26 protein-coding genes are annotated in these 25,544 nt (G+C 46.6%); 13 read left to right on the forward strand and 13 right to left on the reverse strand.

Going from position 1 to position 25,544, the window contains the following annotated elements; all coding sequences use genetic code 11:
* Positions 1–2: 2 nt before the first annotated feature.
* The 6 genes from LEP1GSC052_RS12070 to LEP1GSC052_RS12095 all read right to left on the reverse strand — a co-directional run bounded on the left by LEP1GSC052_RS12070 (position 3) and on the right by LEP1GSC052_RS12095 (position 5,681).
* Positions 3–1,391, reverse strand: a complete 1,389-nt coding sequence (locus LEP1GSC052_RS12070) for a S41 family peptidase (RefSeq protein ID WP_020986601.1) — start codon at positions 1,389–1,391, stop codon at positions 3–5.
* Positions 1,381–1,671 carry an LA_1448 family UV-C exposure upregulated protein gene (locus LEP1GSC052_RS12075; protein WP_010573980.1) on the reverse strand — a complete coding sequence of 97 codons (291 nt, stop codon included), beginning with the start codon at positions 1,669–1,671 and terminating at the stop codon, positions 1,381–1,383. Before LEP1GSC052_RS12075 ends, LEP1GSC052_RS12070 begins: the two co-directional genes overlap by 11 nt.
* Before the next feature lie 38 nt (positions 1,672–1,709).
* The gene (gene lexA, locus LEP1GSC052_RS12080; protein ID WP_010573979.1) at positions 1,710–2,321 is read right to left on the reverse strand and encodes a transcriptional repressor LexA; all 612 of its coding nucleotides are present in this window, start codon (positions 2,319–2,321) and stop codon (positions 1,710–1,712) included.
* Between the two features lie 163 nt (positions 2,322–2,484).
* Positions 2,485–3,666: an efflux RND transporter periplasmic adaptor subunit gene (locus tag LEP1GSC052_RS12085; RefSeq protein ID WP_010573978.1), complete on the reverse strand. Its 1,182-nt coding sequence runs from the start codon at positions 3,664–3,666 to the stop codon at positions 2,485–2,487.
* A 24-nt stretch (positions 3,667–3,690) separates the two neighbouring features.
* On the reverse strand, positions 3,691–5,106 hold the full coding sequence (locus tag LEP1GSC052_RS12090) for a TolC family protein (protein ID WP_306457458.1): 1,416 nt from the start codon (positions 5,104–5,106) through the stop codon (positions 3,691–3,693).
* Between the two features lie 65 nt (positions 5,107–5,171).
* Positions 5,172–5,681 (reverse strand): hypothetical protein, encoded by a 510-nt coding sequence (locus LEP1GSC052_RS12095; protein WP_010573975.1) that lies wholly within the window; start codon positions 5,679–5,681, stop codon positions 5,172–5,174.
* Between the two features lie 19 nt (positions 5,682–5,700).
* Here LEP1GSC052_RS12095 and LEP1GSC052_RS21445 point away from each other — a divergent pair, with 19 nt between their 5' ends.
* Positions 5,701–5,982, forward strand: a complete 282-nt coding sequence (locus LEP1GSC052_RS21445) for a hypothetical protein (protein WP_010573974.1) — start codon at positions 5,701–5,703, stop codon at positions 5,980–5,982.
* 241 nt (positions 5,983–6,223) lie between these two features.
* On the forward strand, positions 6,224–6,763 hold the full coding sequence (locus LEP1GSC052_RS12100; protein WP_020986084.1) for a DUF1564 domain-containing protein: 540 nt from the start codon (positions 6,224–6,226) through the stop codon (positions 6,761–6,763).
* Positions 6,764–6,892: 129 nt separating this feature from the next.
* On the opposite strand, the gene LEP1GSC052_RS12105 is transcribed toward LEP1GSC052_RS12100, so the two are convergent.
* Positions 6,893–8,464 carry a tetratricopeptide repeat protein gene (locus LEP1GSC052_RS12105; protein ID WP_010573972.1) on the reverse strand — a complete coding sequence of 524 codons (1,572 nt, stop codon included), beginning with the start codon at positions 8,462–8,464 and terminating at the stop codon, positions 6,893–6,895.
* Between the two features lie 114 nt (positions 8,465–8,578).
* Between LEP1GSC052_RS12105 and LEP1GSC052_RS12110 the strand changes: the two genes are divergently transcribed.
* The 6 genes from LEP1GSC052_RS12110 (at position 8,579) to LEP1GSC052_RS12135 (ending at position 13,891) form a co-directional block, all read left to right on the forward strand.
* Entirely contained in the window at positions 8,579–9,103 is a 525-nt protein-coding gene (locus tag LEP1GSC052_RS12110; protein ID WP_010573971.1) for a hypothetical protein, read from the forward strand.
* Complete coding sequence (locus LEP1GSC052_RS12115) at positions 9,100–9,765, forward strand: ABC transporter ATP-binding protein (RefSeq protein ID WP_010573970.1); 666 nt, start codon at positions 9,100–9,102, stop codon at positions 9,763–9,765. The genes LEP1GSC052_RS12110 and LEP1GSC052_RS12115 overlap by 4 nt, the downstream gene beginning before the upstream one ends.
* Positions 9,762–10,658, forward strand: a complete 897-nt coding sequence (locus tag LEP1GSC052_RS12120; protein WP_010573969.1) for an ROK family protein — start codon at positions 9,762–9,764, stop codon at positions 10,656–10,658. Before LEP1GSC052_RS12115 ends, LEP1GSC052_RS12120 begins: the two co-directional genes overlap by 4 nt.
* A complete protein-coding gene (locus tag LEP1GSC052_RS12125) occupies positions 10,655–11,005 on the forward strand; it encodes a histidine triad nucleotide-binding protein (protein WP_010573968.1) in 351 nt (116 codons plus the stop codon). Before LEP1GSC052_RS12120 ends, LEP1GSC052_RS12125 begins: the two co-directional genes overlap by 4 nt.
* A gap of 16 nt (positions 11,006–11,021) precedes the next feature.
* On the forward strand, positions 11,022–12,032 hold the full coding sequence (locus LEP1GSC052_RS12130; RefSeq protein WP_010573967.1) for a lysylphosphatidylglycerol synthase transmembrane domain-containing protein: 1,011 nt from the start codon (positions 11,022–11,024) through the stop codon (positions 12,030–12,032).
* Between the two features lie 140 nt (positions 12,033–12,172).
* Entirely contained in the window at positions 12,173–13,891 is a 1,719-nt protein-coding gene (locus LEP1GSC052_RS12135; protein WP_020986675.1) for an ATP-binding protein, read from the forward strand.
* Between the two features lie 15 nt (positions 13,892–13,906).
* On the opposite strand, the gene LEP1GSC052_RS12140 is transcribed toward LEP1GSC052_RS12135, so the two are convergent.
* From LEP1GSC052_RS12140 to LEP1GSC052_RS12150, 3 genes are all read right to left on the reverse strand, one after another.
* Positions 13,907–14,806 carry a hypothetical protein gene (locus tag LEP1GSC052_RS12140; RefSeq protein ID WP_010573965.1) on the reverse strand — a complete coding sequence of 300 codons (900 nt, stop codon included), beginning with the start codon at positions 14,804–14,806 and terminating at the stop codon, positions 13,907–13,909.
* A 293-nt stretch (positions 14,807–15,099) separates the two neighbouring features.
* Positions 15,100–15,534 (reverse strand): LA_2478/LA_2722/LA_4182 family protein, encoded by a 435-nt coding sequence (locus LEP1GSC052_RS12145; protein ID WP_010573964.1) that lies wholly within the window; start codon positions 15,532–15,534, stop codon positions 15,100–15,102.
* 104 nt (positions 15,535–15,638) lie between these two features.
* Positions 15,639–17,111: an adenylate/guanylate cyclase domain-containing protein gene (locus LEP1GSC052_RS12150; protein ID WP_010573963.1), complete on the reverse strand. Its 1,473-nt coding sequence runs from the start codon at positions 17,109–17,111 to the stop codon at positions 15,639–15,641.
* 687 nt (positions 17,112–17,798) lie between these two features.
* Between LEP1GSC052_RS12150 and LEP1GSC052_RS12160 the strand changes: the two genes are divergently transcribed.
* Both LEP1GSC052_RS12160 and LEP1GSC052_RS12165 read left to right on the forward strand, forming a co-directional pair.
* Positions 17,799–19,088 carry a beta-ketoacyl-[acyl-carrier-protein] synthase family protein gene (locus LEP1GSC052_RS12160; protein WP_010573961.1) on the forward strand — a complete coding sequence of 430 codons (1,290 nt, stop codon included), beginning with the start codon at positions 17,799–17,801 and terminating at the stop codon, positions 19,086–19,088.
* Between the two features lie 15 nt (positions 19,089–19,103).
* Positions 19,104–19,631 (forward strand): SiaB family protein kinase, encoded by a 528-nt coding sequence (locus LEP1GSC052_RS12165; RefSeq protein ID WP_010573960.1) that lies wholly within the window; start codon positions 19,104–19,106, stop codon positions 19,629–19,631.
* Here LEP1GSC052_RS12165 and LEP1GSC052_RS12170 read toward each other — a convergent pair.
* The 3 genes from LEP1GSC052_RS12170 to LEP1GSC052_RS12180 all read right to left on the reverse strand — a co-directional run bounded on the left by LEP1GSC052_RS12170 (position 19,606) and on the right by LEP1GSC052_RS12180 (position 22,272).
* A complete protein-coding gene (locus LEP1GSC052_RS12170; RefSeq protein ID WP_010573959.1) occupies positions 19,606–20,424 on the reverse strand; it encodes a PP2C family protein-serine/threonine phosphatase in 819 nt (272 codons plus the stop codon). The genes LEP1GSC052_RS12165 and LEP1GSC052_RS12170 overlap by 26 nt on opposite strands.
* A 179-nt stretch (positions 20,425–20,603) precedes the next feature.
* Positions 20,604–21,362: a glucose 1-dehydrogenase gene (locus LEP1GSC052_RS12175; protein ID WP_010573958.1), complete on the reverse strand. Its 759-nt coding sequence runs from the start codon at positions 21,360–21,362 to the stop codon at positions 20,604–20,606.
* A gap of 40 nt (positions 21,363–21,402) precedes the next feature.
* A complete protein-coding gene (locus tag LEP1GSC052_RS12180) occupies positions 21,403–22,272 on the reverse strand; it encodes an acyl-CoA thioesterase (protein WP_010573957.1) in 870 nt (289 codons plus the stop codon).
* Between the two features lie 462 nt (positions 22,273–22,734).
* Between LEP1GSC052_RS12180 and LEP1GSC052_RS12190 the strand changes: the two genes are divergently transcribed.
* Genes LEP1GSC052_RS12190 through LEP1GSC052_RS12195 form a run of 3 tightly spaced genes read left to right on the forward strand, consistent with a single transcriptional unit; the run spans position 22,735 to position 25,530 of the window.
* Positions 22,735–24,522: a CoA-transferase gene (locus tag LEP1GSC052_RS12190; protein WP_020986686.1), complete on the forward strand. Its 1,788-nt coding sequence runs from the start codon at positions 22,735–22,737 to the stop codon at positions 24,520–24,522.
* A 33-nt stretch (positions 24,523–24,555) separates the two neighbouring features.
* Positions 24,556–24,699: a hypothetical protein gene (locus tag LEP1GSC052_RS21680; protein WP_020985847.1), complete on the forward strand. Its 144-nt coding sequence runs from the start codon at positions 24,556–24,558 to the stop codon at positions 24,697–24,699.
* Between the two features lie 3 nt (positions 24,700–24,702).
* Positions 24,703–25,530 (forward strand): ketoacyl-ACP synthase III, encoded by an 828-nt coding sequence (locus tag LEP1GSC052_RS12195; protein ID WP_244265296.1) that lies wholly within the window; start codon positions 24,703–24,705, stop codon positions 25,528–25,530.
* Positions 25,531–25,544 lie beyond the last annotated feature (14 nt).

Raw genomic sequence — 25,544 nt, forward strand, 5'->3', positions numbered from 1 at the left:
ATTTATGATTTCTTTTCTCCCTCTTTGGAAGGGCCGAGAATTTCGATCGCTTTTCGAAGTTGAGGATCGAGTTCCAAATCCGGAATCGCACCCTGTCCTTCGGAACGGGTTCTGCTTTTGTATAAGAATTTCGCGACGTCCGTGGAAAGTTTGATTCCTTTTTCCGCGAGATATTTTTCAAAAAGAGAAAAGTTCGCTTCTGAATAATTCGGATTCTTTGCAAGAAACGCTTCGAGCATTTTCTTTTCCGCCATCTTGCGGATGTAGAATCGATCGTCCTCGGTCGGTTCCACCGATTTTACGATCACGTCTGGTTGAATTCCTTTACCGTGAATCGACTTTCCGCTCGGAGTATAGTACTTCTGAATCGTAAGCGCAATACCGGTGTTATGCGAGAGAGAATAGATATTCTGAACCGAACCTTTTCCGAAAGAAACCGTACCGAGAATTTTTCCTCTTCCGTGATCCTGCATCGCGCCCGCGAAAATTTCGGACGCGCTCGCGGAACCTTCGTTGATAAGAACGACTAACGGAAGATTGGTGAATTTATCGTTTGCGGTCGTGGATTTGAAAACGCGAACGAGTTCTCCCCCCCTTCCCCGCACGGACACGATATCCAAATCCGGTTTTAAAAATAAGTCCGAAAGAGCGATGGCAAGATCCAGAAGTCCGCCGGGATTCATTCTCAGATCCACGATCAAACCTTCGGCGCCTTTTTCTTTGAGAGAATTCAGTTCTTTTTTGAATTCGGAAAGCGTGCTGTCCTTTCCCATGAACTGATTGAGTTTGATATATCCGAGTTTTTCCTTTTCCAAAAAGGAAGAACGCACGTATCGGATCTTGATCATTTCACGAACCAAGGTAAGAAGAATCGGTTCTTTCTGATTTTTGCGTTCGAGTTTGATCGAAACCGATGTTCCGACCTTGCCTCTCATCAATTTGATGGAATCGGAAAGGGAAAGATCGTGTGTGTTCTTTCCGTCGATTTCCACGATTCTATCTTGGGGAAGAATTCCCGCCTTCATCGCGGGCGTATCTTCGATCGGAGATATGACAACGATCGCTCCGTCCGCAAAGGAAACTTCCATTCCGAGTCCGCCGAAACTTCCTCTGGTTTCCTCTTGGAGTTGGGAGAAATCGTCCTTATCCATAAAACGGGAATGAGGATCTCCCAAGGAAGAGATCAATCCGCGGATCGCGCCCGCGTAGAGTTTTTCTTCGTCCACGGATTCCACGTAATCGGAATGAATGTAAGACAATACTTCGTGAAAGATTTGGAGATAGGATTCTCCGGATTTGGAAATTCCTTTTACCGTTCCGGTGGGGAGAATGAGTGCGAAGCTGAGAAAGGAAACGATTCCGATCCAGACCATTCTTTCTTTATTTTTCATATTCTTTGATCAATGCCTCGTGTAGCGCCGGACTTGTTTGTTTCAAACGACTCAGTACACTATCGGGATCTAATCTGTACACTGAACACGCTTCGAGAAAAAACGTAAGATCTCCCGGCGCGGATTTGCCGGAAGTCGCTTTGAGGTTTGCGTTGATTCTTGCGATGCTGACTCTTTCCAATACCCTTTTTAAATCACCGTCGGTGATTTCTTTTTTGGGCGGACTGCATTGGAGGACGAAAAGGAGAATGATAAAGAGGAAAAAATTTCGTTGAAACACTCTGTCCGAAGTTTCAGTCGAGTTTCTCCCTCTGTCAATCAGTAAATTCGATACAAGCCGATCAACTTGCCCATCACGACCGCTTTCTTGGTCTTGATCGGTTTGTATTTCGGGTTTCTCGCTTCGAGACGAATCTGATCCTGTTCTTTATAATATACTTTCAACGTGGCCTCGTCTTCGATCAATGCGACTACGATTTCTCCGTTGCGTGCGATGTCTCTTTTTTCGATGATCGCAATGTCTCCGTCGTTGATTCCGGCTTCGATCATGGAATCTCCCTGCACACGAAGAGCATACATCGGAACGTTTCCTTTAGCCATCTCGTCGGGAACGGGGATGTAGGACTCGATGTTTTCTTCCGCAAAGATCGGAAGACCGGCCGCGACTCGACCGATGACGGGAATACTCGTGGCTTGCACCGGAAGAGATTCCATCGGACTTTGACGAATGAGTTCGATCGCTCTGGATTGATTCTTAGCGGTCTTGAGATAACCCTTTTTTTCGATCGCTTTGAGATGATCGTAAGCGCCTTTTGCGGTGATTCCGAATTCGTCTCCGATTTCTCGGATTGTGGGCGGGAAACCGCGTTCTTTGATGATTGCAGTGATGAATGTAAGAACAGCCTGTTGCTTGTCCGTCAGGTCTTTCATACTAAACAACTTAGTAGTGAATAAATGCTAAGTCAACACAAAAATAGTAAAACTTGTCGGTTCAGTTGGGACGGAAGTTTTGGCGACTCCGGGGCGCTCTGCGACCCTCGGGGATTCAACAACGGAACTACGAACGGACTCCGTGGATTCGACCGCTTCCGGCTTATAACTTCAAATATTCACTTTTGAGAATGAAAGATCCTCTCGAAACGATCTGAGCCCCTTCTTTCAAACCGGCTTTGATGACTACTTCGTCTCCGACCGTATCACCCGTGATGACCTCGGTCGCTTCAAAACTTCCGTCCTCGTTTTGGATAAACACGATCGACTTTCCTTCGATCTCGTGAACGGCTTCCAAAGGAACGGTTCTTCTCGGTTCGGCTCCGGTGTTCACCACCATTCCTTTTACCTTTGCGGTTACGGACTGACCCGGTTTCAATTTTCCGTTGCGGTTGGAAACCATGATTCTCAACTTAGCGGTTCGTTTGATGCTGTCCAAAACAGTTCCCACATACGCGACCTCTCCCCGAATCCCGGGAGATTTTTCGTCGCCGAGAGGGTAGATATGCGCCTCGGCGCCTTCGGAAATCGTTCCGAAATCCTTTTCGTAAACTTCGAGAAGAACCATCAAATTGGTAAGATTGGCGATGGTGAATAGGTCCTCGTTTCTCGTGACCTGTTGTCCTTGAATGGCTTTTCGTTCGGTGACTTCTCCGTTGATCGGACTTCTCAAAACGAGATTGGAGGAAACGTAAACCCCTCTTTCGATCCCCGCGATTTCTCCGGGTGTGAGTCCGTAGTTTTCGAGTTTGATCCGAGTCGTTTCGACTTCGGTCTTCGCGGTTTTATACTGCATGTTTGCGAATTCGTAATCCTTCGCGGAAGTCACCTTCATATCGAAGAGTTCTTTCGCACGATCGGCTTGTAACTTCAAGGCTTCGAGACTCGCTCTCGCTTTTACGTAAGAAGCTTCGACTTCCCCGAGCATCACCGAGGAAAGAATCGCAAGCGGAGAACCCTGGCTTACGCGATCCCCTTCTCTCACGAGAACCTTTTTGATTCTCGCCTCGACCGTCGATCCGGCTCTCGCCATACTTTCCGGATCGTAGGAAACCCTTCCAGGAAGAGCGACCTCGTCCACGGAAGCGACTTCTTTAAGGGCGACTAACGTCAATGGATGTCGTTTTAATATCTCTTCGGAAACGGTGAATCTGTTTTTATTGACTACGACTTGTTTCTTTTCTTCGATTTTTTTGGAGAAGAATTTTTTGTAGCCGAAGTATCCCGCGCTTACGATCGCGAGAAGGACGAGAGTGGTTTTGTATCTATTTAAGAAATTGATCATACGAATCTCCGGGGACGTTTTTTTTTAATCCCTCTCTGTTTTCCTTCCGACCGCCGCTTTATAGATCTCGACCGCGTTGTAGTAGAGATACAATACTTCGTAGTAATCCCTAAGAACCGTAAGATAATTCTTTTCGGCCTGTAGAAAGGTTACCTGATCGGAAGCGCCCCGGACATAGGCTATCCTGGACTTTTGTTCCAACTGTTTGTTTTTTTGTAATAGATTGATTCTTTCGTATTTGGAAAGAAGATCCTCTCTCGCAAGAAGTTCTTTTTTGGAAGCCTCGATCTCCTCGTTGACTTCCCTTTTTTTAGCTTCGAGTGCGAGTTCGAATTTCTTATGTTCTTCCTTGGCGGAAAGAACTTTCCCTTGTCCTCTGTCGTTCAAGGGAAGCGGGATCGTCGCAAAAACACCCGCGTAGTGTTCGTTTCCCTTGATTCTCCATTCTCCCCCGACCTGAAGATAACCGAGGGCTTCCCTTCTTTGCAGATCGATGTTGAGTTTCTTTTCTTTGACCCGTTCTTCGAGCGCGGCGATGTCGGGGCGATTGACGGATGCGATCGAAGAATCCTTGAGTCTGAGTCCCAGGTCTTCGAGGGATTTGAATTTCATCTCCGATTTAAACGCGAAGATTCCTTCCGCTTCCCGGATTCCGGATAGAATTCTGAGTTCCTTTTCCACGAGTTGTCTTCGGACAAGTGCGTCGCGGTAGAATTTTTCGACCTGAATTCTTTCCAACTCGAGTCTCTCGTATTCGAGCGGGGAGATATCGCCTTTTTCGACTCGGAATTTCGTGAGTTCGAGAAGGTCGCTGTAGTTTTCGTAAAATTCTTTATTATAATCTACTAAATTAGTAAGAAATAAATAAGCCCAGTAGTTTTGGCGTAGCCTCAACCGAAAAAGTCTGTCGAAGTTGTCGAATTCTCCGAGAACCGCTTCGAAGGATTTTTTTGCGACCTTGGAACGTAGCGATACGATTCCGTATACGTCCAAGTCCTGGTACAGCGCGGGCGCGATCTCAGTCGCGCCTCCTTGAGATCCGTTTGCCCCGAGAATCTGAGGCCCGGAAGATCCTCCGCCCGGCATTCCGATAAACTGTTGTTGATACTGCACGATCGGGTTTCTATAAAGGGAAGCCGTAATGACCTTTCCTCTTTCGATTCCCATGTTTTGTTTTTCGGCGAGATAAAGCGGGTTGTTGGAAACCGCGTAGTCGGTCAGTCTTTCCACGTCCCAGTCTATGATCTTTCCCGAAAAGGAAACCGGCACCGCATTCGTTGTGTTTGTGTTAGGCGTATTCGTCGCGTTTGGCGTTTGGTTTTGTTGTTCGTTGGAATCTTGAGATTTTTTCTCGTCCGACGAGGAACCGTTTTTCTTTTTATCGTCTTCGGAAACGAGATTCGGCTCGAGAGGAACCACTTCCGAATAAATCGGAAACATCAAAAAGGATACGAGTCCCACAAATCCGAGAATCAAAAAGGTTTTGATCGATCGGAACGGATTCATTAAAACATTCTGTGAAGATACCATTTTCCCTGCACTTTCTTAAAGTATGGATTGAGAAGTTCCTTCTCCAGTTCTATGTTATCTTTAAATCTAAGTTTCAATTCGCATTCGGTCATACTTTCGTAATAAAACTCTATCTCGATCCCGCCCGAGAGCAAAAACAAATCTCGAACGGTTTTAACGTTCTCGGAATTCTTTTGTTTTTTTAAAAGTTCCCGGTCAAAAAAGTAAGTCTCGAAATAATTTCCTTTTTTGGTAAGTTCCTTTTTGATTTCTTCCCGGGTCCAGATTCCTTTCAAATCCAAAAGCAATCCGTCTTTCGGTGAGACTCGTTCGGGAAGTTTGGAAAAATCTTTGGCGACTGTTTCTTGTACGAGGGTTTTCATCAACTGGAGAATCTCGGGTGTGTCCTTGCTGTGGTCACCGGTATGACCCGCGAGAAAGACCTTTCCGGCCCCAATTTCCGGGCTTTTGAGATCCGTTCTGCTCAGAAAATGTTCTTGTTCCACGGAGAGCCCGCTTCGGGTTGTGGACGTCGGTGAAGTCGCGGTTGTCGTTGGTGTTATCGTCGAGGTAGAAGTCGTTGTTGCGGTTCGAATCGTCTTACAAGAAAACGAAAGGATCGCAAAGAAGGATAAGAATACGCTTATGAAAGCTCCGACCGAAATCGTTCGGATTCTCGGAGAGAAATTGGACGATGCTTGCGCCGGGGTTGAAGTCGGAGTCGGTGGAAGCCGATCCAAAAAATATGTCATCTTTTCGCGCATAAGAAATTCGGACCCGGGTCCAGTCTCTGAGAATGGATCGTAAAGTCGAATCAAGTTTTGTTTTTTATTCGAACCTGTTTTGCGTTCTTGGTGCTGTAGGAACCCTTGCATTCGCCCGAGAAGACCCTTCTTGCGCAACGGCCTCGTGTGAGTGGGCTTTCGCTCAAACGCGCTCATTGGGAACTTTGTTCGGCCTTTCTGTTTTTTTACGTTTTTGTAATCTTTTTTATGACGATGCGTGCGATTGTTCGTTTTTAGGATTCGTTGCCGGAACCGAAATCGGTATGGGATATCTGTTGCTCGACGCGGATCAGGAGATCCGTTCCACTCTTCAAAAAGATCGTATGGAAACCGTTACGTTGTTGCTTCCGGAAGATACTTGGCTTCGTTTTTCAGAAGACGAAGCTCGTAAACTTCCGAAGAGAATTCCTCAGTTGTTACGGACTTACGGGAAATTTCTTACGGCTCAAAAACGTTTAGGGAAGAATGCGGGGCGGACCCTTTATCAGCCGAGTCCCGGAAAATCCAAAATGAAACGGATCAATGTTCGTTTGAGCCCTGGGAGCTGGACGCTGTTCGGTGCGTTGGCTCAGGCTCATGGGGTGTCGCGCTGTTTTCTTTTCAATTATTTGTTGTGTTTGGATTTGGCCGGAGTCGGGGATTCTATACTTTATACTGTGAACGCAGGAGTTCCCACATTCCACACGAAGTACAGCTATATCCTCCACCTCGATCTTCCCAACAACGGAGTGATCCGCAAACTCCACTGCGAACCAGACTCCCTATTCTACACATTGGATTATAGAGATTGGTATCCGGACTAAAAAAAACCGGGCCGACAAACGTAGTCTGAACAAAAAAATCCGACCGAGCCACACGACAACGAACGCAAGAAACCAACCGTCCGGGCAAATCAAAAGACGGCCAACACACCAAACAACGTTAGTCGCGCTTTAAGCGCCCTTCGCTTCCAAACGAAGAGCCTTTTTCAAAAGCTCTTCCAAATCCTTACCGTAGATCACGTTCAACAGGGAAGAATTATCCGTCAAAAAACGCTTGGCCCCTTCGGTGAATTCCGCGTCGCCCACGATAAACGCCTTGTCGACGCCGAGTTCCTTCAACTGACCGATCGTATCACGCAGAAAGATGTCCGAAATTTTCGCGTCCTTCCATTTGCGGAATTTAAAAAGAGAACGAGTTTCCTTATCGGTTTTATTAAGACCGGTAAGATTGAGACCGTCCCCTTCTTTGTTGGGAACTTCGCGGCTGACCGTATAATTCAAAGCCATCACGATCCGAACGCAAAGATTCTTAAATTCGACGCCTTTGAGCTGACGATAATGATCCAAAACTCCGACGCCGATTTTCGAAACGTCCGCGAGAAGTTTATTCCCTTGATCGTCCAAGATCCCTTTGATATGAAACGACTTAGAGGATTTCAAACCGGAGAGTTCGTAAAAACGTTCTACCGGAAAAAGTTCGCCAAAGATTCTCCCGATCTCTTCGTCCAAGGAGAAACCGCTTTGAGCCGCCTTACTCGGATCGATTCGTTTCGTCTCGAGTTGAAACTTGTAATTCGCGAGTTCCACAATTCTTACGTCGTCGATTCTTTCCGACTCGGCTTCGATGAGATATTCGCTCGCTTCTTCGAGTTTACCCAGTTTGACCGCCAAAAGAGAAAAGTAAACGTCGGAATCGATCATCTCCTGTTTCCAACCGCTGTTTCTCGCCATCTCCATACAAAGCCTCGCGTGTTTGAGACCTTCGTTTAAATTCTTCTGGAGAATAAAACAACACATCAAAAATTGAAAGATCGTATAACGCACATAATCGTCTTCGATGAGATCGGCGACGGAGTTTGCGACCTTGATCGCTTCGTCGTATTTGGAATCCCGAGTCAAACTGAGCGCGTATAAAAATCCACCCACGGGAGAAGCCGGATCCAACTCATACGCCTTTGCAAAAAATTCCACGGGATTTCCTTTGCGTAGAACCGCGGAGACGACTCCTTTACCGATAAAGATGGAAGCAGTCTTGATTTTTTCGTTGGAAATCTTTCCTAAAAAGCGGTCGGCGATCGAAAATTCTTTTTGACCAAGGGCCATAAAACCGATACGGACGTTTGCTTCCGCGTTTTCCGGATCGATCGCGACCGTATCCAAATAATGAAACAGCGCCTCTTCGAATAAATCCTGTTGATAATAAATGTCCGCAATCCGATTGGAAACCGCGACCTCGTTGATTCCTTTTTCGTAAGAACCGATCTTTTTGATTTTCTCGAGGTGACGGGCTTCGTTGGTGGTATCGCCTTCCATCGCGTAGATTTTCGCGATCACATAGTGCGCTCGGACGTTCGAGGGAGAATTGTCCAAAATATCCCGAATGATAACTCGGGCGTCCACGAAGTTCCCCATGGCGGCAAGGGCCAGAGCCTTTTCAAAAGCGTCTTTCTTGGTCTGGATCAGAAAGGATCCAAACGCAACAATCAGAATGATTCCAATGGCGACAAGAATGACGAAGATCATTTTTTTGTTTTTCTTTCAGGTTCCGGTTAGTAAATGGATAAAATCCCGAGAATTGGTCCGGGTATTTATCCGGTCTTGGGATAAAATCAATCTTTTTGTAGAAACGAAAACCAGATGGGAAAACTTACCTACTTCAGATTCGCGTATTCTATTGTAAAACGCGATATTATCATTAGCATTCTTCATATAGGATTTTCCGTTTTATTTTGTTTTTTTCTGATCTTCGGGATCTTTCTACTCAGAATGGATAAGGTCCCCTCTAACCCTTCTAGTATCGAACTCTTCCGGAATTATCCACAGTTGGTTTTATTGCTGAGTTCGGCCGGATTGATATTTATGGCGATTACAAGAACCCTCCTTCGGACCTCCGACGCGGGAATCATGATGGCGGTCGGCGGAAATCGAATCGGAACGATTCGGCTTTTGGTCGCGGAACTCTGGATTCTCCACGGAACCGGATTTTTATGTGCGATCGCCGCCACTCTATTCTTCCCTCCTTGGGTAACGGAGGGCTCCAGTTTATTAGATTATCTGAAAGCGTTTTTGATCTGCATCACTCTCATTTCGGGAATCGGGGCGGGACTTTCCCTAATTCTCACTTATTTGGATCCATACCGCTCGATTCGGAGGGGAAAATGATTCTTCGCATCAACGACCTTTCCCGAGAATACGGAAAATCGAAGGCCGTCAACGGGGTTTCCTTCGACATGAACCAATCCGACTATGTCGCAATCGTCGGGCCTTCCGGGTCGGGAAAAACCACGCTCTTATCCATGATTACCGGAATGTTGTCCAGCTCGTCGGGAGAAGTTTACTTTGATACGACCAAGGTGAGCGATATGTCGAACGGGAACCTCGCCAATTTTCGCGCGAGAAACATCGGACTGATTTTTCAATTTTCGGAACTTCTTCCTCATTTAGACGTGGAGGAGAATATTCTTCTTCCCGCGCTTCTCGTCGGTAAATTCAGTCAGAAAGAATATTTGGAAAAATGCGAATACTTGATTCGAAGTCTTCGACTCGAATCGATCCGCAAAAGTTATCCGAGTAAACTTTCCGGCGGACAAATCCAGATGACCGCGATCGCAAGATCTCTCATCAACGAACCGGAACTTCTGCTCGCGGACGAGCCTTCCGGAGATTTGGATCCGGAGAACAGCGAACTCGTCCGAAATCTTCTCTACGATTTTAATTCGAGAGGACTTACGATTCTATTGGTGACTCACGATATGAATCTCGCCTTCGACGCAAAAACAATCTACGAAATGAGAGAGGGAGCGTTTACCCGGGTGGTAAAATGAAATCCTATCTCGGAATCGACATCGGAGCCGGGAGCATCAAGGCCAATCTGGTCGATCCTCAGGGAAACATATTAGGAAAAACTCATAGACCTACCGGCGCCGAAACCGACGAAAAACAATTTCTGAAATCGTTATGCGACATCGTTTCCGAAATGAAAACTCCGTCCTTGGTCGCGGTCGGAATCGGAAGTCCGGGACCGATCGATTCGGAAAGCGGAATTCTCATCCAATCCGCCAATCTGCCGCTTTTAAAAAACGTAGCGTTAGTCGCCCATCTCAAAAAGAACTTTCAAATTCCGGTATATTATAATAATGACGCAAACCTGGCCGCGCTCGGAGAATACCGTTTCGGACTCGGAAAGGGTTCTCAGAGTCTGATCATTCTCACCTTGGGAACGGGACTCGGCGGCGGTTGGGTTTATCGCGGAAAACTGTTCAACGGATATAAGGGAAGTGGAATGGAAGCGGGTCACGTAACGTATCTTCCCGGCGGATCCCCTTGCGGTTGCGGACAAAGAGGATGTGCGGAAGCCTACTTCAGCGCGAGCGGATTTTTAAACCGATACGAGGAAAAGACCGGAAACCGTTTGAGTTCCGCGGAAGAATTTTTCCGAAGGAGTCGCAAGGGAGAATCTGCCGCCTTATCTTTGTTAAACGAAGGCGTCGAAGCCCTCGCACAACTCTGCAGGGGATTGATCCACACGATCAACCCCGACAGGATCGTGTTCACCGGAGGAATCGTAGAATCCTGGGATTTGTTCGGCGACTCGCTCAAAACAAGGATCGAAGAATTGATCTTTCCAGTATTCAGAACTTATACGCAAATACTGCCCGGAGGAAACGTATCCGGAGCCTTAGGAGCCGCCGCGCTTTGTATGGAGAATCACGAATGAACGATCCGAACTGCATTTTCTGCAAGATCATCCGCAAGGAAATCCCCTCCAAAATCGCGTTTGAAGACGAAGAAATATTAGCTTTTCATGATATTTCGCCGCAGGCGCCCGTACATATCGTATTTATCCCTAAAAAACACATAACCTCCCTCGCGCAGATCGAGGACGGAGATTCTTCCCTGCTCGCCAACGTTTTATTAAAGATCCGGGATACCGCCAAGAATTTGGGAATCGCGGAAAACGGATATCGCGTCGTGAACAACACGGGGAAAAACGGCGGACAAACCGTATTTCACATTCACTTTCATCTTTTAGCGGAACGCCGATTGCTTTGGCCTCCGGGTTGATACGAGGAACATCACATTGAAACGAATCCTATTCGGAACCGTAGTCAGCTTAGCCGCGCTCGGATTCTTATTTTCAAAACTGGATCTGAGCGAGTTCGCAAGAATCCAGGAACGTTGGGAACCGATCTATCTGATTCCGTTCTGTGTGTCTTCGGCTTGGGGACTGATTCTTTTTTCCTGGAGATGGTATCTTCTCATGGGGAAAAAAATCAACTTCCGTTATGCGCTTCTTGCCTCGTTTATCGGAGTCGGCGCGAACATGTTCCTTCCCGCGAGAGGAGGAGACATCTTCCGTTTGTATTTTTGTAAAAAGGAATCCGATCTTCAATATCCCACGTTAGTCACCGCGCTCTTTATCGAAAAAGTTTTGGACTTTTCCTTTATATTCTCCGCCGGAATCTGCGCCCTTATGTTTTTGGGAATCAAGGACGAAAGTAGCGATTCTTTCTTTATCGTCTCTTCGCTTGTCATCGCGGGTATCTTTTTGGGTTTGATCGCCGTACGATTTCTAAACGAAACGATCATAAACGTTCTCGCGTGGATCGCGGGACTCGTAGGCAAGAGAGAATGGTTTTTGCACAAACTCGCGCACTACGTTCGCGATCTCGGAAATTTTTTAGTTCTGAAACGATTCGTTCTTCCCGCGGTGTTGACCGCATTCACTTGGTTGATCGGTTACGCGTTGAGTTACGGAATTCTTCTCAAACTCGTGGGAATCGAAATGAGTTACGCCGGAATCGTACTCATCATGTTTGCCGGAGCGGTGGGAGTGATGGTTCCTTCGGCTCCGTCCGGCGCGGGAGTGTTTCACGCATCGGTAACTTCCTCATTCGTATTGATGGGAAGAAAAGCGTCCGAAGGTTTGTTCTACGCGACCACGGTTCATCTCGCGCAGTTCGTTCTTCAGAGCGTATTCGCGGTAATCCTATATCTCTATTGGATCGTGGACAGAAAAAAACGCGGACTCGGAAAAGCGGAATTCTCCCTAAGAGAATCCGAAGTGATCGAAGAAGAAAGCGAAGAATGATCGAGTCCCTAATTTTCCGATTCTAAAAACGCGGGAACGAATCTTTTCCTGCGTCTACTCTATCATACCGCAAACTTCGATACTCGGATCGGTTTTTTATGGTATAATCAAAATCCGTAAAATAGGAATTAGGCGGGATCATGGATTCTAAAAAACCGTTTCAGTTCGGTTTTCTTTCGAATTTTACGAAGATCGAAACTCGAATCTTCCTTACCTTTTTTTCGGGTTGTGTATTGCTCGTAATCATACTCGGAGCCTTCCTTTTTTATTATCAAAAAAAGAACACGGAGAACGCCGCGATCCAAAACGTAAAGACGGTCGCGGAACAAATGCTCGCGCTTCGGGTTTATTATTCGGACAACATCGTAGACAAAGCGTTGCATGAGGGAACCGAGGTCACATACAAATACAAAACGGTTCACAAAAGTATTCCTTTACCCGCGACGATCGTAAAAGAATTCGGAGAACATCTCTCGCAAAAATTCGAGGGAATCCGAGTCGAGTTATACAGCGATTATCCGTTTCCGAATCGACAAAGAAAAGAAGGATTGGACGACTTTCAAAAGGAAGCGCTCGTCAAACTTCAAAAAAATCCGGATCTTCCCTACTACGTGTTCCGTGAAATCGATTCTTCGCCTTATGTGCGTTATGCGCTCCCGGATCGTATGCAACCTTCCTGCGTCAACTGTCACAACTCGCATCCGGAATCTCCCAAGAAGGATTGGAAAGTTGGAGACGTGAGGGGAATTTTAGAAGTGAGTATGCCGATCAAACAAACGGAAAGCGGGGCCGATCTGATTCTTTTTTCGACGATCGTAGTTTTGATCGGACTCGGTACGGTATACATCGTAAATCATACGAGAAACAAAGAAAACGAAAAAGTCATACTCGAACTCAACGCAAGTCTGGAAAAGTTGGCCGCCTTAGGACAGTTAGCCGCCGGAATCACACACGAACTGAACACACCCCTCGGAGCGATTTCCTCGTCGAGTCAATCCCTTTCGGAAATCGTAAATCAAGAACTCAAAAACGTGCCGAACCTTCTAACCGATCTAAACCGCGAAGACGCAGAACGATTCACGAAACTTTTGGATGAAAGTCTGAAACATATCTCCGAATCGCCGATTCTTTCCAACCGAACGATCCGAAAAGAACTCACCCAAAAACTAGAAAACGAAAATATTAAGGATTCAGAAATTATCTCGAGCACCGCCGTGGATCTCGGCTTACATAACTTAGGCGATTCTCTGATTCCCCTTTTGCGTTCCGAAAGAATCGCGGAGATTCTAAAAGCGATCACATCCTTCGTCACCGTCGTTCGTATGGGACAAATCATATCGATCGCAACGGACAAGGCCGCTCGAGTTACGGAGGCGCTTAAGAATTATCTCCGTCCGGCGACCGAGGACGGAAGGGGAAAAATCCGCGCGATCGACGTGCGCAAGGAAATCGAAAACATTCTGATTTTATATCAGGGAAAACTGAAATACGACGTCGAAGTCGTAAAGAATTACAAAACCGATAAACAATGTTTAGGCGAAGTGGATAAACTGAATCAGGTCTGGATCAATCTTTTGAACAACGCGCTTCAATCCATGAATTACAAAGGAAAAATCGAAATCGAAACCGAGGAAGTGGATTCTTGGATCGTAGTTTCCTGGAGCGATTCCGGAAACGGAATTCCGGAAGAGATTCGGCATAGAATTTTCGATCCTTTTTTCACGACCAAAAAACACGGAGAAGGAATGGGGCTCGGACTCGATATCTGCAAAAAGATCGTGGAGGATTTCGACGGAAAAATCGAATTTCACTGCGCGCCCGGCCGCACGACTTTCAGCGTGTGGCTCAAGACCGCATAACGTTCCCCGCGCTCGTCAAGGAACGATGATTTTTTTAACCGTATAACTGTCCGAAAATCCGGAGGCCCGATCCGCGACGGCATACGAAGAGATCGCGATACAGGCTTCGTTGTAGGTTCCCGTATCGAAACCGACCTTCGGGGTTTCGTAGGTTCCCGGTGCGACGGGATTACCCGCGTCTTCGTACAATTCTATGTATTGAAACGGAACCGGACCGGTTCCGCCCGTTGCTGTGCCGTTATTCAAATCGAGATAAACGTAGTAAGCCGGTTCCGGATTCACATAACGTGAAAAGAATTCCATATTCGTTCCGTTCATCGAAACTTGAATACAATGATCCGAACAATCTCCGATCGTAACGGGAGCGGAGACCGCACCGGCGCACACTCCGGCAGGCGGAGTAGGCGCTGTGGAAATAATTTCTTTAGAGGAATTCCCGAACTGACTTTGAGCGATCACGATGATCTTATACGATTGGCTGACCTCGGGAGAAAGAAAAACGAAAGTGTCCGGACTCCCCGGTTCCGTGCTGAGTTTTTCCGTGATATAAGTCGTAACACTGACCCCGTCGGGTTTGAGTTGGAGAATCGCAGGTCTTCCCAAATACGCCTTATACGTAACGGGAAACGAAACCTGATTTTTTAAGGAGAATTTCACAGATACGATTTGATACGGATCGCCGGAGATGACGCGGTATTCGGTGGTCACGTTCAGATTGTTCAGAACCGGACCGTTGCTCGTCTCCACGGGAGAATGCGAACCGCCGGTAGGAACGGACTTATCCCCTCCTCCCAAAAGAAAAATCAAAGCGCTCGAGAAATCTCCGGCTCCGGAAGCGCCTCCGCAATTCCCGAAAAGGAGAATCATTGAGAACAAGAATCGAATCGAAATCGACGTTTGAGAAAAAGATTTCATGGTGTTTTTAGAAAATTCCTATATTAAAATATGCCAATGGACACATTATAAAAAACGAATTTACCGAGAGTCGAGGAGAATTCGATCGAAGCGGTGGGCGCTAATTCCCAGTTTATAAGAGAGGACGCGTCCGATAGATTCGCCTAACGGCGATACTTCGAAAAATGCGTGTTAGGTGATTTAGAAATATGACAGGTTTCGACCGATGTTATTTTAGATCGGTCCAGATCGAATCCGTCGCGGAGTTCTTTTGGAAATACACCGGCGACGGAATCGCATTCAAAATCCTGAATTTACTTTTTGGATAAGAATTGGCAGGCTTCCGATTTCTGAATCGGATTGTTCGGAGACATCATCTCGGAACAGGAAGTTTTTTCGATAATCGCAAGACAATCCTTAGCGGCTTGCAATTTTTCGGGAGTCGCGTCCTTGAACTCGTCCGCTTCCGTTTTTCCGGTTTTTGCGCGTTGTTCTGCGGCGGATTTTTCCATGGATTCCATACAAGCTTCTTTGGATTGAAGCATCGGAGGAATGAATTTTCTCTGCGCTTCCGGCATTTTGCCGAATTGTTCCTGAGCGCATTCTACGGTTTTAGAACAAGCGATTTCCTTGGACTTAGCGGCTAAAGCCTGCATTTCCGCGGCGATATTACCGCCTGATTTTCCGCAGTTCATCGCAAACAGAAGAACCGCGATAGAAACGAACAAACTCTTGATTGTGTGATTCATGACCCTATCCTTTTTTAAAGCAAGAGAATGGATCGCCCGTACATTTTGAAAATAAATTTTTTCTAAACCGGCTTCTCTTTTCTAAGAAGTCGGTTTAGAGGGTATTAAACGACTTCGGCCAAAGTCCTTTGTTCCTCATTCTTAAACAATTTATGAACGGTCGCTTTTTGACCCACACCCTTGAGAGAAGCTTCGTGTCTTTCCGTATCGTATCCTCGCAGACTCAATTCTTCCCTGATTCCCGCGCTGGAAAGAATCGGCTCCGTGACCCAGATTTCTCCGGCGGACGCGAGCGCTTGCACCCGTGCCGCTATGTTTACGCTTTGTCCGAAGTAATCCAAACGTTCGTCGTTGATCACCGCAAGCGCGGGGCCCTCGTTCAATCCTACCTTTAAACCGATCTCGTGTCCGTGTTCTTTGAATTCTTCGTTCATCCGATCGATACGGGACATCATTTCAAGCGAAGCGAACAATCCGTCCAATGGACTGGAGAACGTGGCCATGATCGCGTCTCCCATCGTCTTTACGATGGCGCCGTTGAATTTTTTCACCGTTTCCGCAAGAAGTCTAAAATGTTCCTGAACGAGGCGATACGCGAGAATATCTCCGGCCTTATCATACATCTCCGTAGATCCTCTGAGATCCGTAAAAAGAATCGTGAGACTTTTTACGTTGAGATTCAACTTGTTGCTCAACTGTTGAACTCGAAACAATTCCCGAAAAGTCTGATTGTTCAAAAGCATCTTCGCGGTGAGAAAGGGTTCGATATAAGTCGGGTGTTTATCAACGATTTCTAATATTCTTTTTAGATTGGGTTTGATGATCAGAAATCCGGACTTTGCGATCGTTCGATTGGAAACCTTGACCTCGTATTTTCCCGGAGAAAGATGCAACTCGATCGGAGTAAAACCGGTCGGAAGCAGACTTAAATCGATGATCCGATCTTCGGTGGTTTCCTTCGCGTCGAAATACAAAAAGACCGCGGAGTTATTCTCCACCGAACTAAACTGATACGCGGGAACGTCCGTCGCGTCGAGAATCATTTTTTCCGTCGCGCCCGGTTCGATCACGATCAAATCCTTCGAGTTCGAATGAATAAAGTCCAGAAGTTCTTTGGATTTATGAAAGTTGCCGGATATATGATATTTCAAATACGTAATCGCGTCCGTCAAAGGATTCAAATTTTGTTTTTTAAGAGACGGATTCACGGAGAAACTCACTTCTACTTGATCGTCCAAGGTCGTAGGAACGTCCATGTTGCAGATATAACAGTGAAAACTTTTTTCTTCGATCTGATCGAGAGAAGTATGAGAAGACGCGACTCCTCCGCAAGCGGGGCAAATCATATTGTATGAAAAATCCAAAAGTCCGATTTTACCCGCATGAAGAAATAGATCGATGGATTCTCCCGCTTCAAAGCCGTTGTCCTTTGCGAAACGAATCGGATTGATCCGATGGAGTTGCCATTCGTCTTGGCTTCTTAATTTTTCCGTAAAACGTGCGATTGATTTTTTAGATAAAACGCCGAATCCTTCGAGAGCTTTTTTCTTTTGTTCGAAAAGGGTTTCGTTCCACATAACATTCTCCTCCGGTCTAAACCGAAAACGAATCTATTTTCCTTCGACTTCATTCTTTGGCAAGCATTTTGTAACTTTTTTTATTACATATGCCGCGATCCATAGAGAGCGGCATAGCCTGAGATAGCGGAGCGCAATCGAAGGCTCTCAGCGAAGCAGAGAAAAACACCACTCACTTACCAAATCACACTGCCTCCAACTCAGCGAGGCTGAGAAACTCAAAACCGCCATTGCCAAATCACACCGTCTTTCCAACAAGGCCGAGAAAACCCGCCGTAGTTCCGACCTTTTTCCAAATCCCCGATCTCTTTATGTTCGTTGATTCCCGTTAAACGCCCGGAAATCCCGAGGAGTTCCCGCAAAATTCGGAAAGAAATGACGGAACTCCAATCGAATTTCAAGATATTCTTGCATTCCAATCACCAAACGGCGATTTGATCGGCTTTCATGTCGGAATTCAAACGAATCCCTAAAAAATATATATCTAGTTTTTTTGATTTGATTTTTGCCGTCGAATGTCGTACTTAAAATTCTTTCCGGAGAAGGTTTGTCGGAACAATCATTGATAAGTTCTTGACAAGATCAAATTCTCGAAAACGAAAACGATCCGCTCGAAGGAAAAAACAAAAAAGAAAACAGCGTTATCCGCGCTTCAACAGATCCGCAAAACAGAAATAAAAAGAGAATATGGACAAAACAAAAGCAAGCAAGAACTCGAGAGTTGCAATCACCGGAATCGGAGTGATTCTCCCGAACACGTATTCGGTGGATACGTTTTGGAAAAATCTTTCCGAAGGAAACTCTCAGATAGACACGATCACTCGTTTCTCGACCGACGACATGCCCGTAAAGGTCGCGGCGGAAATGAACGACTTCGACTGGAAAAAATTCTTACCCGATCTCAACGAAAAACACGCAAAAAATTATAACCGAGAAACCTTCGCGATCATGTCCGCGATGGAAGAAGCGAGAAGGGACGCAAAACTCGAAAAGGATTCCGTCGATCCTTCCAAGGTCGGATTCATCGACTCGTCTTCCAGAGCATCTCTCGCATGGTGGGAACACGCTTGGAAACTCTATCACGAAGAAAAAAACTCGAGCGTATTCGATCGTTATTCGGTGCTTACTTCCATGGCGTCCAATCCGACCAATCTCACGGCGATCTATGCGAACATTCAAGGTTTCGTAACTACGATCACCGCGGCCTGCGTCGGCGGGCATCACGCGATCAGTCTTTGTTATCAGGCGATTCGTAAAGGAAGAGCGGAAGTGATGTATGCGGGAGGCCACGAGTTTCCCTTGATCAAACCCTTGATGATGATGTATTCCGATCCGGCGAGTTCCGTTATGTCCGCCGAAAAAAATAATCCGAAGTCGGCGATCAAACCGTACGATCGAAATCGGGACGGATTTATTTTAGGCGAAGGCGCCGCTGTTCTTTGTATGGAAAGAATGGATCACGCGCTCGCAAGAGGCGCCAAAATCTACGCCGAAGTATTGGGAACCTTCAGTTACAACGAGGCCGATCACGCGATGAGAATGGATCTTACGGGCAAAAAAGCCGCGGCCGGTTTAAACCGACTTCTAAAAATCAGCGGACTCAGACTCGGTGATATCGATTATTTCTGCGGACACGGAACTGCGACGATCAACAACGATATGGCGGAAAGTCGAGCTCTCAAAGTGCTCTACAACGGACTCGCAAAAAATAAATGGGCTCCTCTCGGATCGATCAAACCGATCTTCGGTCATACTTTCGGGGCCGCGGGGATCATCAACGTCGCGGCGACCGCGATGATGCTCGAAAAAGGAATCATCTGTCCCACGATCAATCTCAAGGACGTCGATCCCGAATGCGATCACGATCATATCACGGAGGGAGCGAGAAAGGTCCGTCTTAGAAACGCGATCTCGATGGCGTTCGCGATCGGAAGCCAATCTTCCTTCGTGAGTCTGACCGCTCCGGACATACTTTAAGGAAGTATAATATAAATGAAATCCGGCGGACTTCATAGACAATACGATCATTCGAAAAAATTGAAATCCGTTCTCTATTACCAAGGCGCCGTGACTCACGAAATTCTCGGGAGCCTAACCGAAATTCTGAAGGATAGAATCTCCAACGAAAAAAGAAAGAATAAGATTCTCAACGTTTTCGTGGAGATGGCTCAGAACGTAAGTCATTATTCTCTGGAAAAGGAAGGAGAATACGGAATCGGTTTGATTCTCGTCAAAGAGAAAAGCCATATCCTAAAACTTTCCACGGCCAATTTTTTGAGCGCGGAAACCGCGTCCGCCTTACAAACCAAACTCGATCACTTTTTATCTCTGACCGGAGAAGAAGTAAAGGAACTCTATCAGGAAAAAATCAAGGGCGAAAGACCGGAGGATAGCAAAGGAGCGGGATTGGGATTTTTGGAAATATTAAAAAAATCTGATTTTCCGTTTCGTTCCTCGTTCGAGGAAACTCCGAGCGGAGATTTCTTTTTTACGCTTACCGTTTTCTTTCGCTTGGGCTGAGCTTCCAAGGTTCGGCGTGCGAAAGCGCCATCTCTTTGACTTCGATCACGATCACGGACGTGTTGTCCTTGGTCATTCTCAGGTTGGCTTCTTCCGAAAGATGAGAACAAGCCTCTTTTGCGTTCGAAGCGTTTCGTAGAATCTCTTCGAGATCGTCTATCTTAATCACGTCGGTCAATCCGTCCGTACAAAGAAGAATGCGATCCCCTTCGCTTAACGAATTCGTTATATCGAACAAATCCATCTGAAGATCGGTGGTGCCGCCGCCGATACAACTCGTGATATAACTTCTTGAAATCTGATTTCCTTTGACCGTATCCGAAAAGGAATGATCGACCGTGATCTTATGAACGCCTTGAGAGGAAAGATGATAAGCCCTGCTGTCTCCCATGTTGAAAACGAGAACCTTTCTTCTTCCGAAGAGAACGCCGACTAACGTGGTTCCCATTCCGAGTCTTCCGGTCGCTTTTGCGTGATCGTTGATCTCGTGATTGATTTTGCGGAAAAGATTCTGCCAACCGGCTCTCGGCAATTCTTCCAAAGGTTGAATCGCACGTTCGGTCCAAGCGAGTTTTTCCAAGGTCATACGACTTGCGATTTCTCCGGAGATATGTCCGCCCATTCCGTCCGCAAGAGCGAGAATCATAGGAGCCACCGCGGAATCCCGATCTCCGGAAGAAGCAAACGAACCCGATACGGTTCCGGCGACGATCTCGCCGGAAACATACATCGAATCCTCGTTATGCGAACGAAAGTTTCCTTTTTCCGTTATTCCGAAGTAGTTGATAATCATGGAGAAACACTGGAAATTGAAATAATTTCCGAAAATCTATTATAAATATGTGTCATTAGCGAACTTCAAGAACAAATCTTCGCCAAATAATTTTTTTATTATAGATCAGACTGGTTCATGATATTTTTTCTCTCAAATTTTTCCATCAAAAGGTTTCTCAAAAACGAAAATTCATTTTGCTACTTCGCCGAATACCCTCCGTCAACCGGAATCGCCGTTCCAGTTATAAATGAGGAATCTTCGCTACAAAGCCAGACCACCGTTTTTGCGATCTCTTCGGGCGTTGCAATTCTGTGAAGAGGATGCAGTTTGACGAGTTGTCTTTCCGCTTCTTCGGGATCTTTTGCGAGATGAAACAGTTCGTCCAAAATTTCGGTCTTCACTGCGCCGGGACAAATCGCGTTCACTCGTATATTCTTCTTTGCGTATTCCAAAGCGGCGCTTTTTGTTAATCCGACAACGCCGTGTTTCGCGGCGGCGTACGGATTGATCCCCACGACCCCGTTGATCCCGGAGATCGAAGAGACGTTGACCACGGCCCCTCCTCCCGCTTTTAGAATTTCGGGAATCTGATATTTCATCGAAAGCCACGCGCCCTTTAAGTTCACGTTAACCACGTTGTCCCAGACGTTTTCGGGATATTCGTGAAGAGGATGATTGAGGCCCATGATTCCCGCGTTGTTGACTCCGAAGTCGAGCCTTCCGAATTTTTCGATCGCAACGTCCACGACTCGTTTCACTTGTTCGCCCGAGGTTACGTCGCAGGTTACGAAATGAACGTCTCCGCCTTTTCCGCGGATTTCCGTTTCGAGTTTTTTTCCCTCGTCGAGTCTGCGACCGCAGAACACTACTTTTACGCCTCTTAAGACGAACTCTTGAACGACCGCCTTTCCGATTCCGGTGCTTCCTCCGGTCACCATTGCGACTTTGTCTTTCATGGAATTCTCCGAAATATAGTTTAGAATTTTAGAATATACTTTAAATCAGTTTTCTCGTCTTTCCGTTTCGGACCCGGACGAGATATTTTTTGAGATGTCCGTTGATGACTTCCAGATCGGACAATTCTTTTTCGATGGAATAAACCTTCAGATCCTGCACGAGAACCAAAAGATATCTCAGTTCTTCGAGATGCACTTTCGCCTTGAGAATGTTCTTGATCTTTTCGGAAAGAATTCTGCTACCCCAGGCTCCCGCGATTCTTACGGGAAGAAGGGTCGCGACCGATCGGATATGTTCGAACAAGGGTCCGTGTTCTTTCAGTTTCGCCGCGTCCATTTTGTTTCCGAGCGCATATACTTTCAAAATCAGATCGTGAGCGAGACGAAGCACTTCGAGCTTGTCGAAGTTGCGGATCTGCGTGGAACTCTGATGTGCGCTTCCCGCTTCGGTTCCGACCACAGGAGACGGATAAGAAGGAATCTTTCCTTCCGTAAAAATCTTTCTGAATCCTTCCGGAATCGGCACTACTTTACGGATGGAATAATCGAAAAACAAAACGCGGATCTTTACGAGGGAAACCTTCTCCCTTCTCTGATCTTTCGACAAACGAAACGTGAGATCGAAGGACTTCTCGGCCAGATTATTTAATACGACGTCGATCTTTACCTGATCCCCGTAGAGAAGTTCTCCTTGATAAAGAATTCCGGCGTTGGCGAAGATGATGCTCTTTCCGTAGATATCCGTGACGCTGAACCCGAGATATTGAAAGAACTGAAGATGAGCTTCCATCACGATGTCGAGAATGGACGCGAACGATACGTGAATGTCCAACGCGAGATCCGTTTTTCGTATGGATAACTCCGTCGAAAAATGATACTGCTCCGGAAATTCGATTTGTATCTCTGTCATAAATTTTTAGCGGCTTTCGGAAATCCTCATTGGGACATAAGAGAATTTCAAAGTATACGGTAACGTTTCGTTCGAATTCCGTCTGGAAATAAATTTCCGTTCGGGCCGAACCGAATCCGATCGGAAAATCAAGAAACGATCCTAGTTCTTCCCTATTCTTAATTTCGGTTTTCGGAATGCTCGTCTTGAATCCGTTCCGAGTTTTGCCTTCGATTCGGTAAAAAGTTCTTGCTAGAGCGCATTCTTAAAAGAATATCTTTCCACCATTGTCATCGCTTCAATCTATGCGGTGTTTGTCGAAAATCGAAACGTATAAAAATATTTAGGATTTCTAAAAAAAGAATTTTGAGTGTAACGATTTTTCCCTTTTTCTCGTATGCGATTCGATCAACGAAAACACCGCTTACGGTTTGAAAACGAAAATTTCGAAACGCTCGAACTTGTTCGGGAAAGATAAAATCATTGGAAGCTAACACGAAGATCTTTGCGAATCCTGACGAGATGGTCCGAAAAACGGTTCGTCCCGGTATGCATATACATCTTTCGGCGACGATGTCCAGACCCAACGCGCTTATCTATTCTCTCGCACGTTGTTTTCAGAATACGAATCCCGAATTCGTAATCAGTATGGCGGGAATTCATTCGAGCGCGCACGCGCTTACGATCGCCAAGATCGTAAAACGTATGATCACCGGTTTCGCGGGAGACAATTATCCGAAACCCTCTCCTAATTCATTATATTCTAATTTACTAGAAGGAAAACCTTTCGAGTTGGAACTCTGGTCCCTTCTCAGCATCGTACAAAGATTGATGGCCGGTGCGATGCGTCTTCCCGGTTTTATCACCAACTCTCTTTTGGGAAGCGATCTCATTCTCGACAAGTTAGGCAAAACAGCGTTCTTGTTTCCCGATCCTCAAAACAAATCCCCAGGTCCCAACGGTTCTCCCGGTCCCGATTACAAAGGGAAGAAAGGAGTGGATCTTGCGTACATTCTTCCCTTAAATCCGGATCTTACTTTTGTTCACGCGGTGGTCGGAGACGAAGAAGGAAATCTCGTTCTTTGTCCTCCGAGCGGAGAAGGATATTGGGGAGCCTTGGCCGCCCAACAAGGAGTGATCGCGACCGTGGAAAGAATCGTTCCGAAAGGTTCGATTCCCGCGGAGCTGGTTACGATTCCGGGAAACCGAGTGAAAGCGGTCGCAGTCGCGGAGTTCGGCGCACATCCTCAATCCCTGCGCGTTTACGATCTTCCCGGAATTCCCGCGTTTGAAGGTCTTTCCACCTATCTCGACGACTACGAATTTCAGATCGAAGCCAACGAAGCCGCCAACGTTCCTTCCCGCGCCGAAAAATGGTACGCGGATTTCGTAAATATCGAAGGCGGCCACGAAGAATATTTGGAACGTCTCGGACGTACTCGTCTAAGAAGATTAAAGAATATTCCCGAGGAAAACAAAGCGGAGAAATTAGAAGATCCTAAAACGGTCAACGACTCGGAACAGATGATCATTCTCGCGGCGAGAGCGATTCAAGAATACGTAAAGGAAAAAGGTTACAAAACCATTCTCGCCGGAATCGGTGCGGCTCATATCTCCGCTTGGACCGCGGCGCGTTTTTTGGAAAAGGAAGGAATTTCAGTAAAGGTCATCACCGAACTCGGTTTCTTTTCGATGAAGCCGCATACGGGAGACGTTTTTCTTTTCAGTCAGCTTCATACGAAGGACTGTACGATGCTTTCCGATATCACGAGCATTCTCGGGACGGTCGTTCCCGATCATTGTCTCGGCGTGTTAGGCGCCGCAGAAGTGGATTGGTTCGGTAACATCAACTCCACGAAAACCGCAAAGGGAAAATTTCTCGTGGGTTCGGGCGGAGCGAACGACATCGCGGCGGTTGCGGATTGTATCGTAGTCGCGAAAGCGAATCGCGGAAGATTCGTAAAACACGTACACTACATCACGTCCGTCGGAGATCGTGTGATGGAAGCGGTTTGTCAATTCGGAAGATTCAAAAGACAACCGAACTCGGATCACGTATTCGAATTTACGCATTGGATCGCCCCTCCTTCGGACGAGGAGATGGAACCGGAAGAAGCGGTTCTTCGTTATACTTCTTGGCTTCCTCCGGACGAGGACATTCCTCTTCAGGAAGAATCTCCGGTGACCGCGGAAGAACTCACCGTTTTACGCGAATTGGATCCGGAAAAGATTTACATAGAACAGTTTATGGTATATACAAGACTTCCGTAATAAAATGAAATTTGAATTTACTAGAGGACCCTTATGAGCGGAAAAAATCTAACGTCGAACGGAGTAAGAATCACCGGTTTCGGTCATTATTTCCCCGAACAGATCGTAACCAACGAGGAGATCCGCTCCCGATTGAAATTTCCGGAAATGCATCCCGCCGAAAAAGCGGTGATCTGAAACATCGGAGTCAACGAAAGAAGAAGGGCCAACGAAAAAGAAACTCCTATGTTTATGGCGGCCAAGGTCGCGGAGATGGCTTTGAAGGACGCGGGTAAAAAACCGGAGGACGTGGATCTCTACATTCTCGCGAACTGGACCGATCGTTATTATCTTCCCGATCTCGCGCCTCAGGCTTCCAAACTTTCGGGAACAAAAAACGCGCTCGCATTCGACGTTAGCACCGCTTGCACGGGATTCGTACACGGGGTTCAAACCGCTTCGGCGTATTTAGGAACCGGAAAATTCAAAAACGCGCTCGTGATCGGAAGCGAACGTTTTTCCGTAAGAACCCGCATGGGCGGTTACGGAGAATTCACCGCGGGGGACGCGGCCGCCGGAGTATTCCTCGAACATACGGGCGATCAGAATTTCGGAATCATCGATTCCTTTCTTCAAGACGACGGAGACTTGGCGGGAATCATCGTGACCGGACCTCCTCCGGCGAGTTACGTAAAAAGTTATCCGGAACTTGTGACCAACGCCGCGGATCTCACTCTTAAGTCCATGGATCTTCTTTTGGAAAAGAACGGACTTACGATAGACGACATCGACTGGGTCGTTCCCCATCCCGGAACCGACGTGGTGGTTCAGGACGTTCTCAAAAGAACCAAGTTCCCCAGAGAAAAAATCCTGATGAACTTCGAACGCGTGGGAAACACGTCCGCCGCTTCGATCCCCATCGTATTATCAGAATATTATTATAAAGGAAAATTCAAAAAAGGAGACTTGTTCCTCACACCCGCCGTCGGAGGCGGATTTTATTGGGGAGGACTCTTATTTCGCCTCTGACGAATATAAGAAAA

It is taken from the genome of Leptospira kmetyi serovar Malaysia str. Bejo-Iso9, from assembly GCF_000243735.2.
GTDB lineage: Bacteria > Spirochaetota > Leptospiria > Leptospirales > Leptospiraceae > Leptospira > Leptospira kmetyi.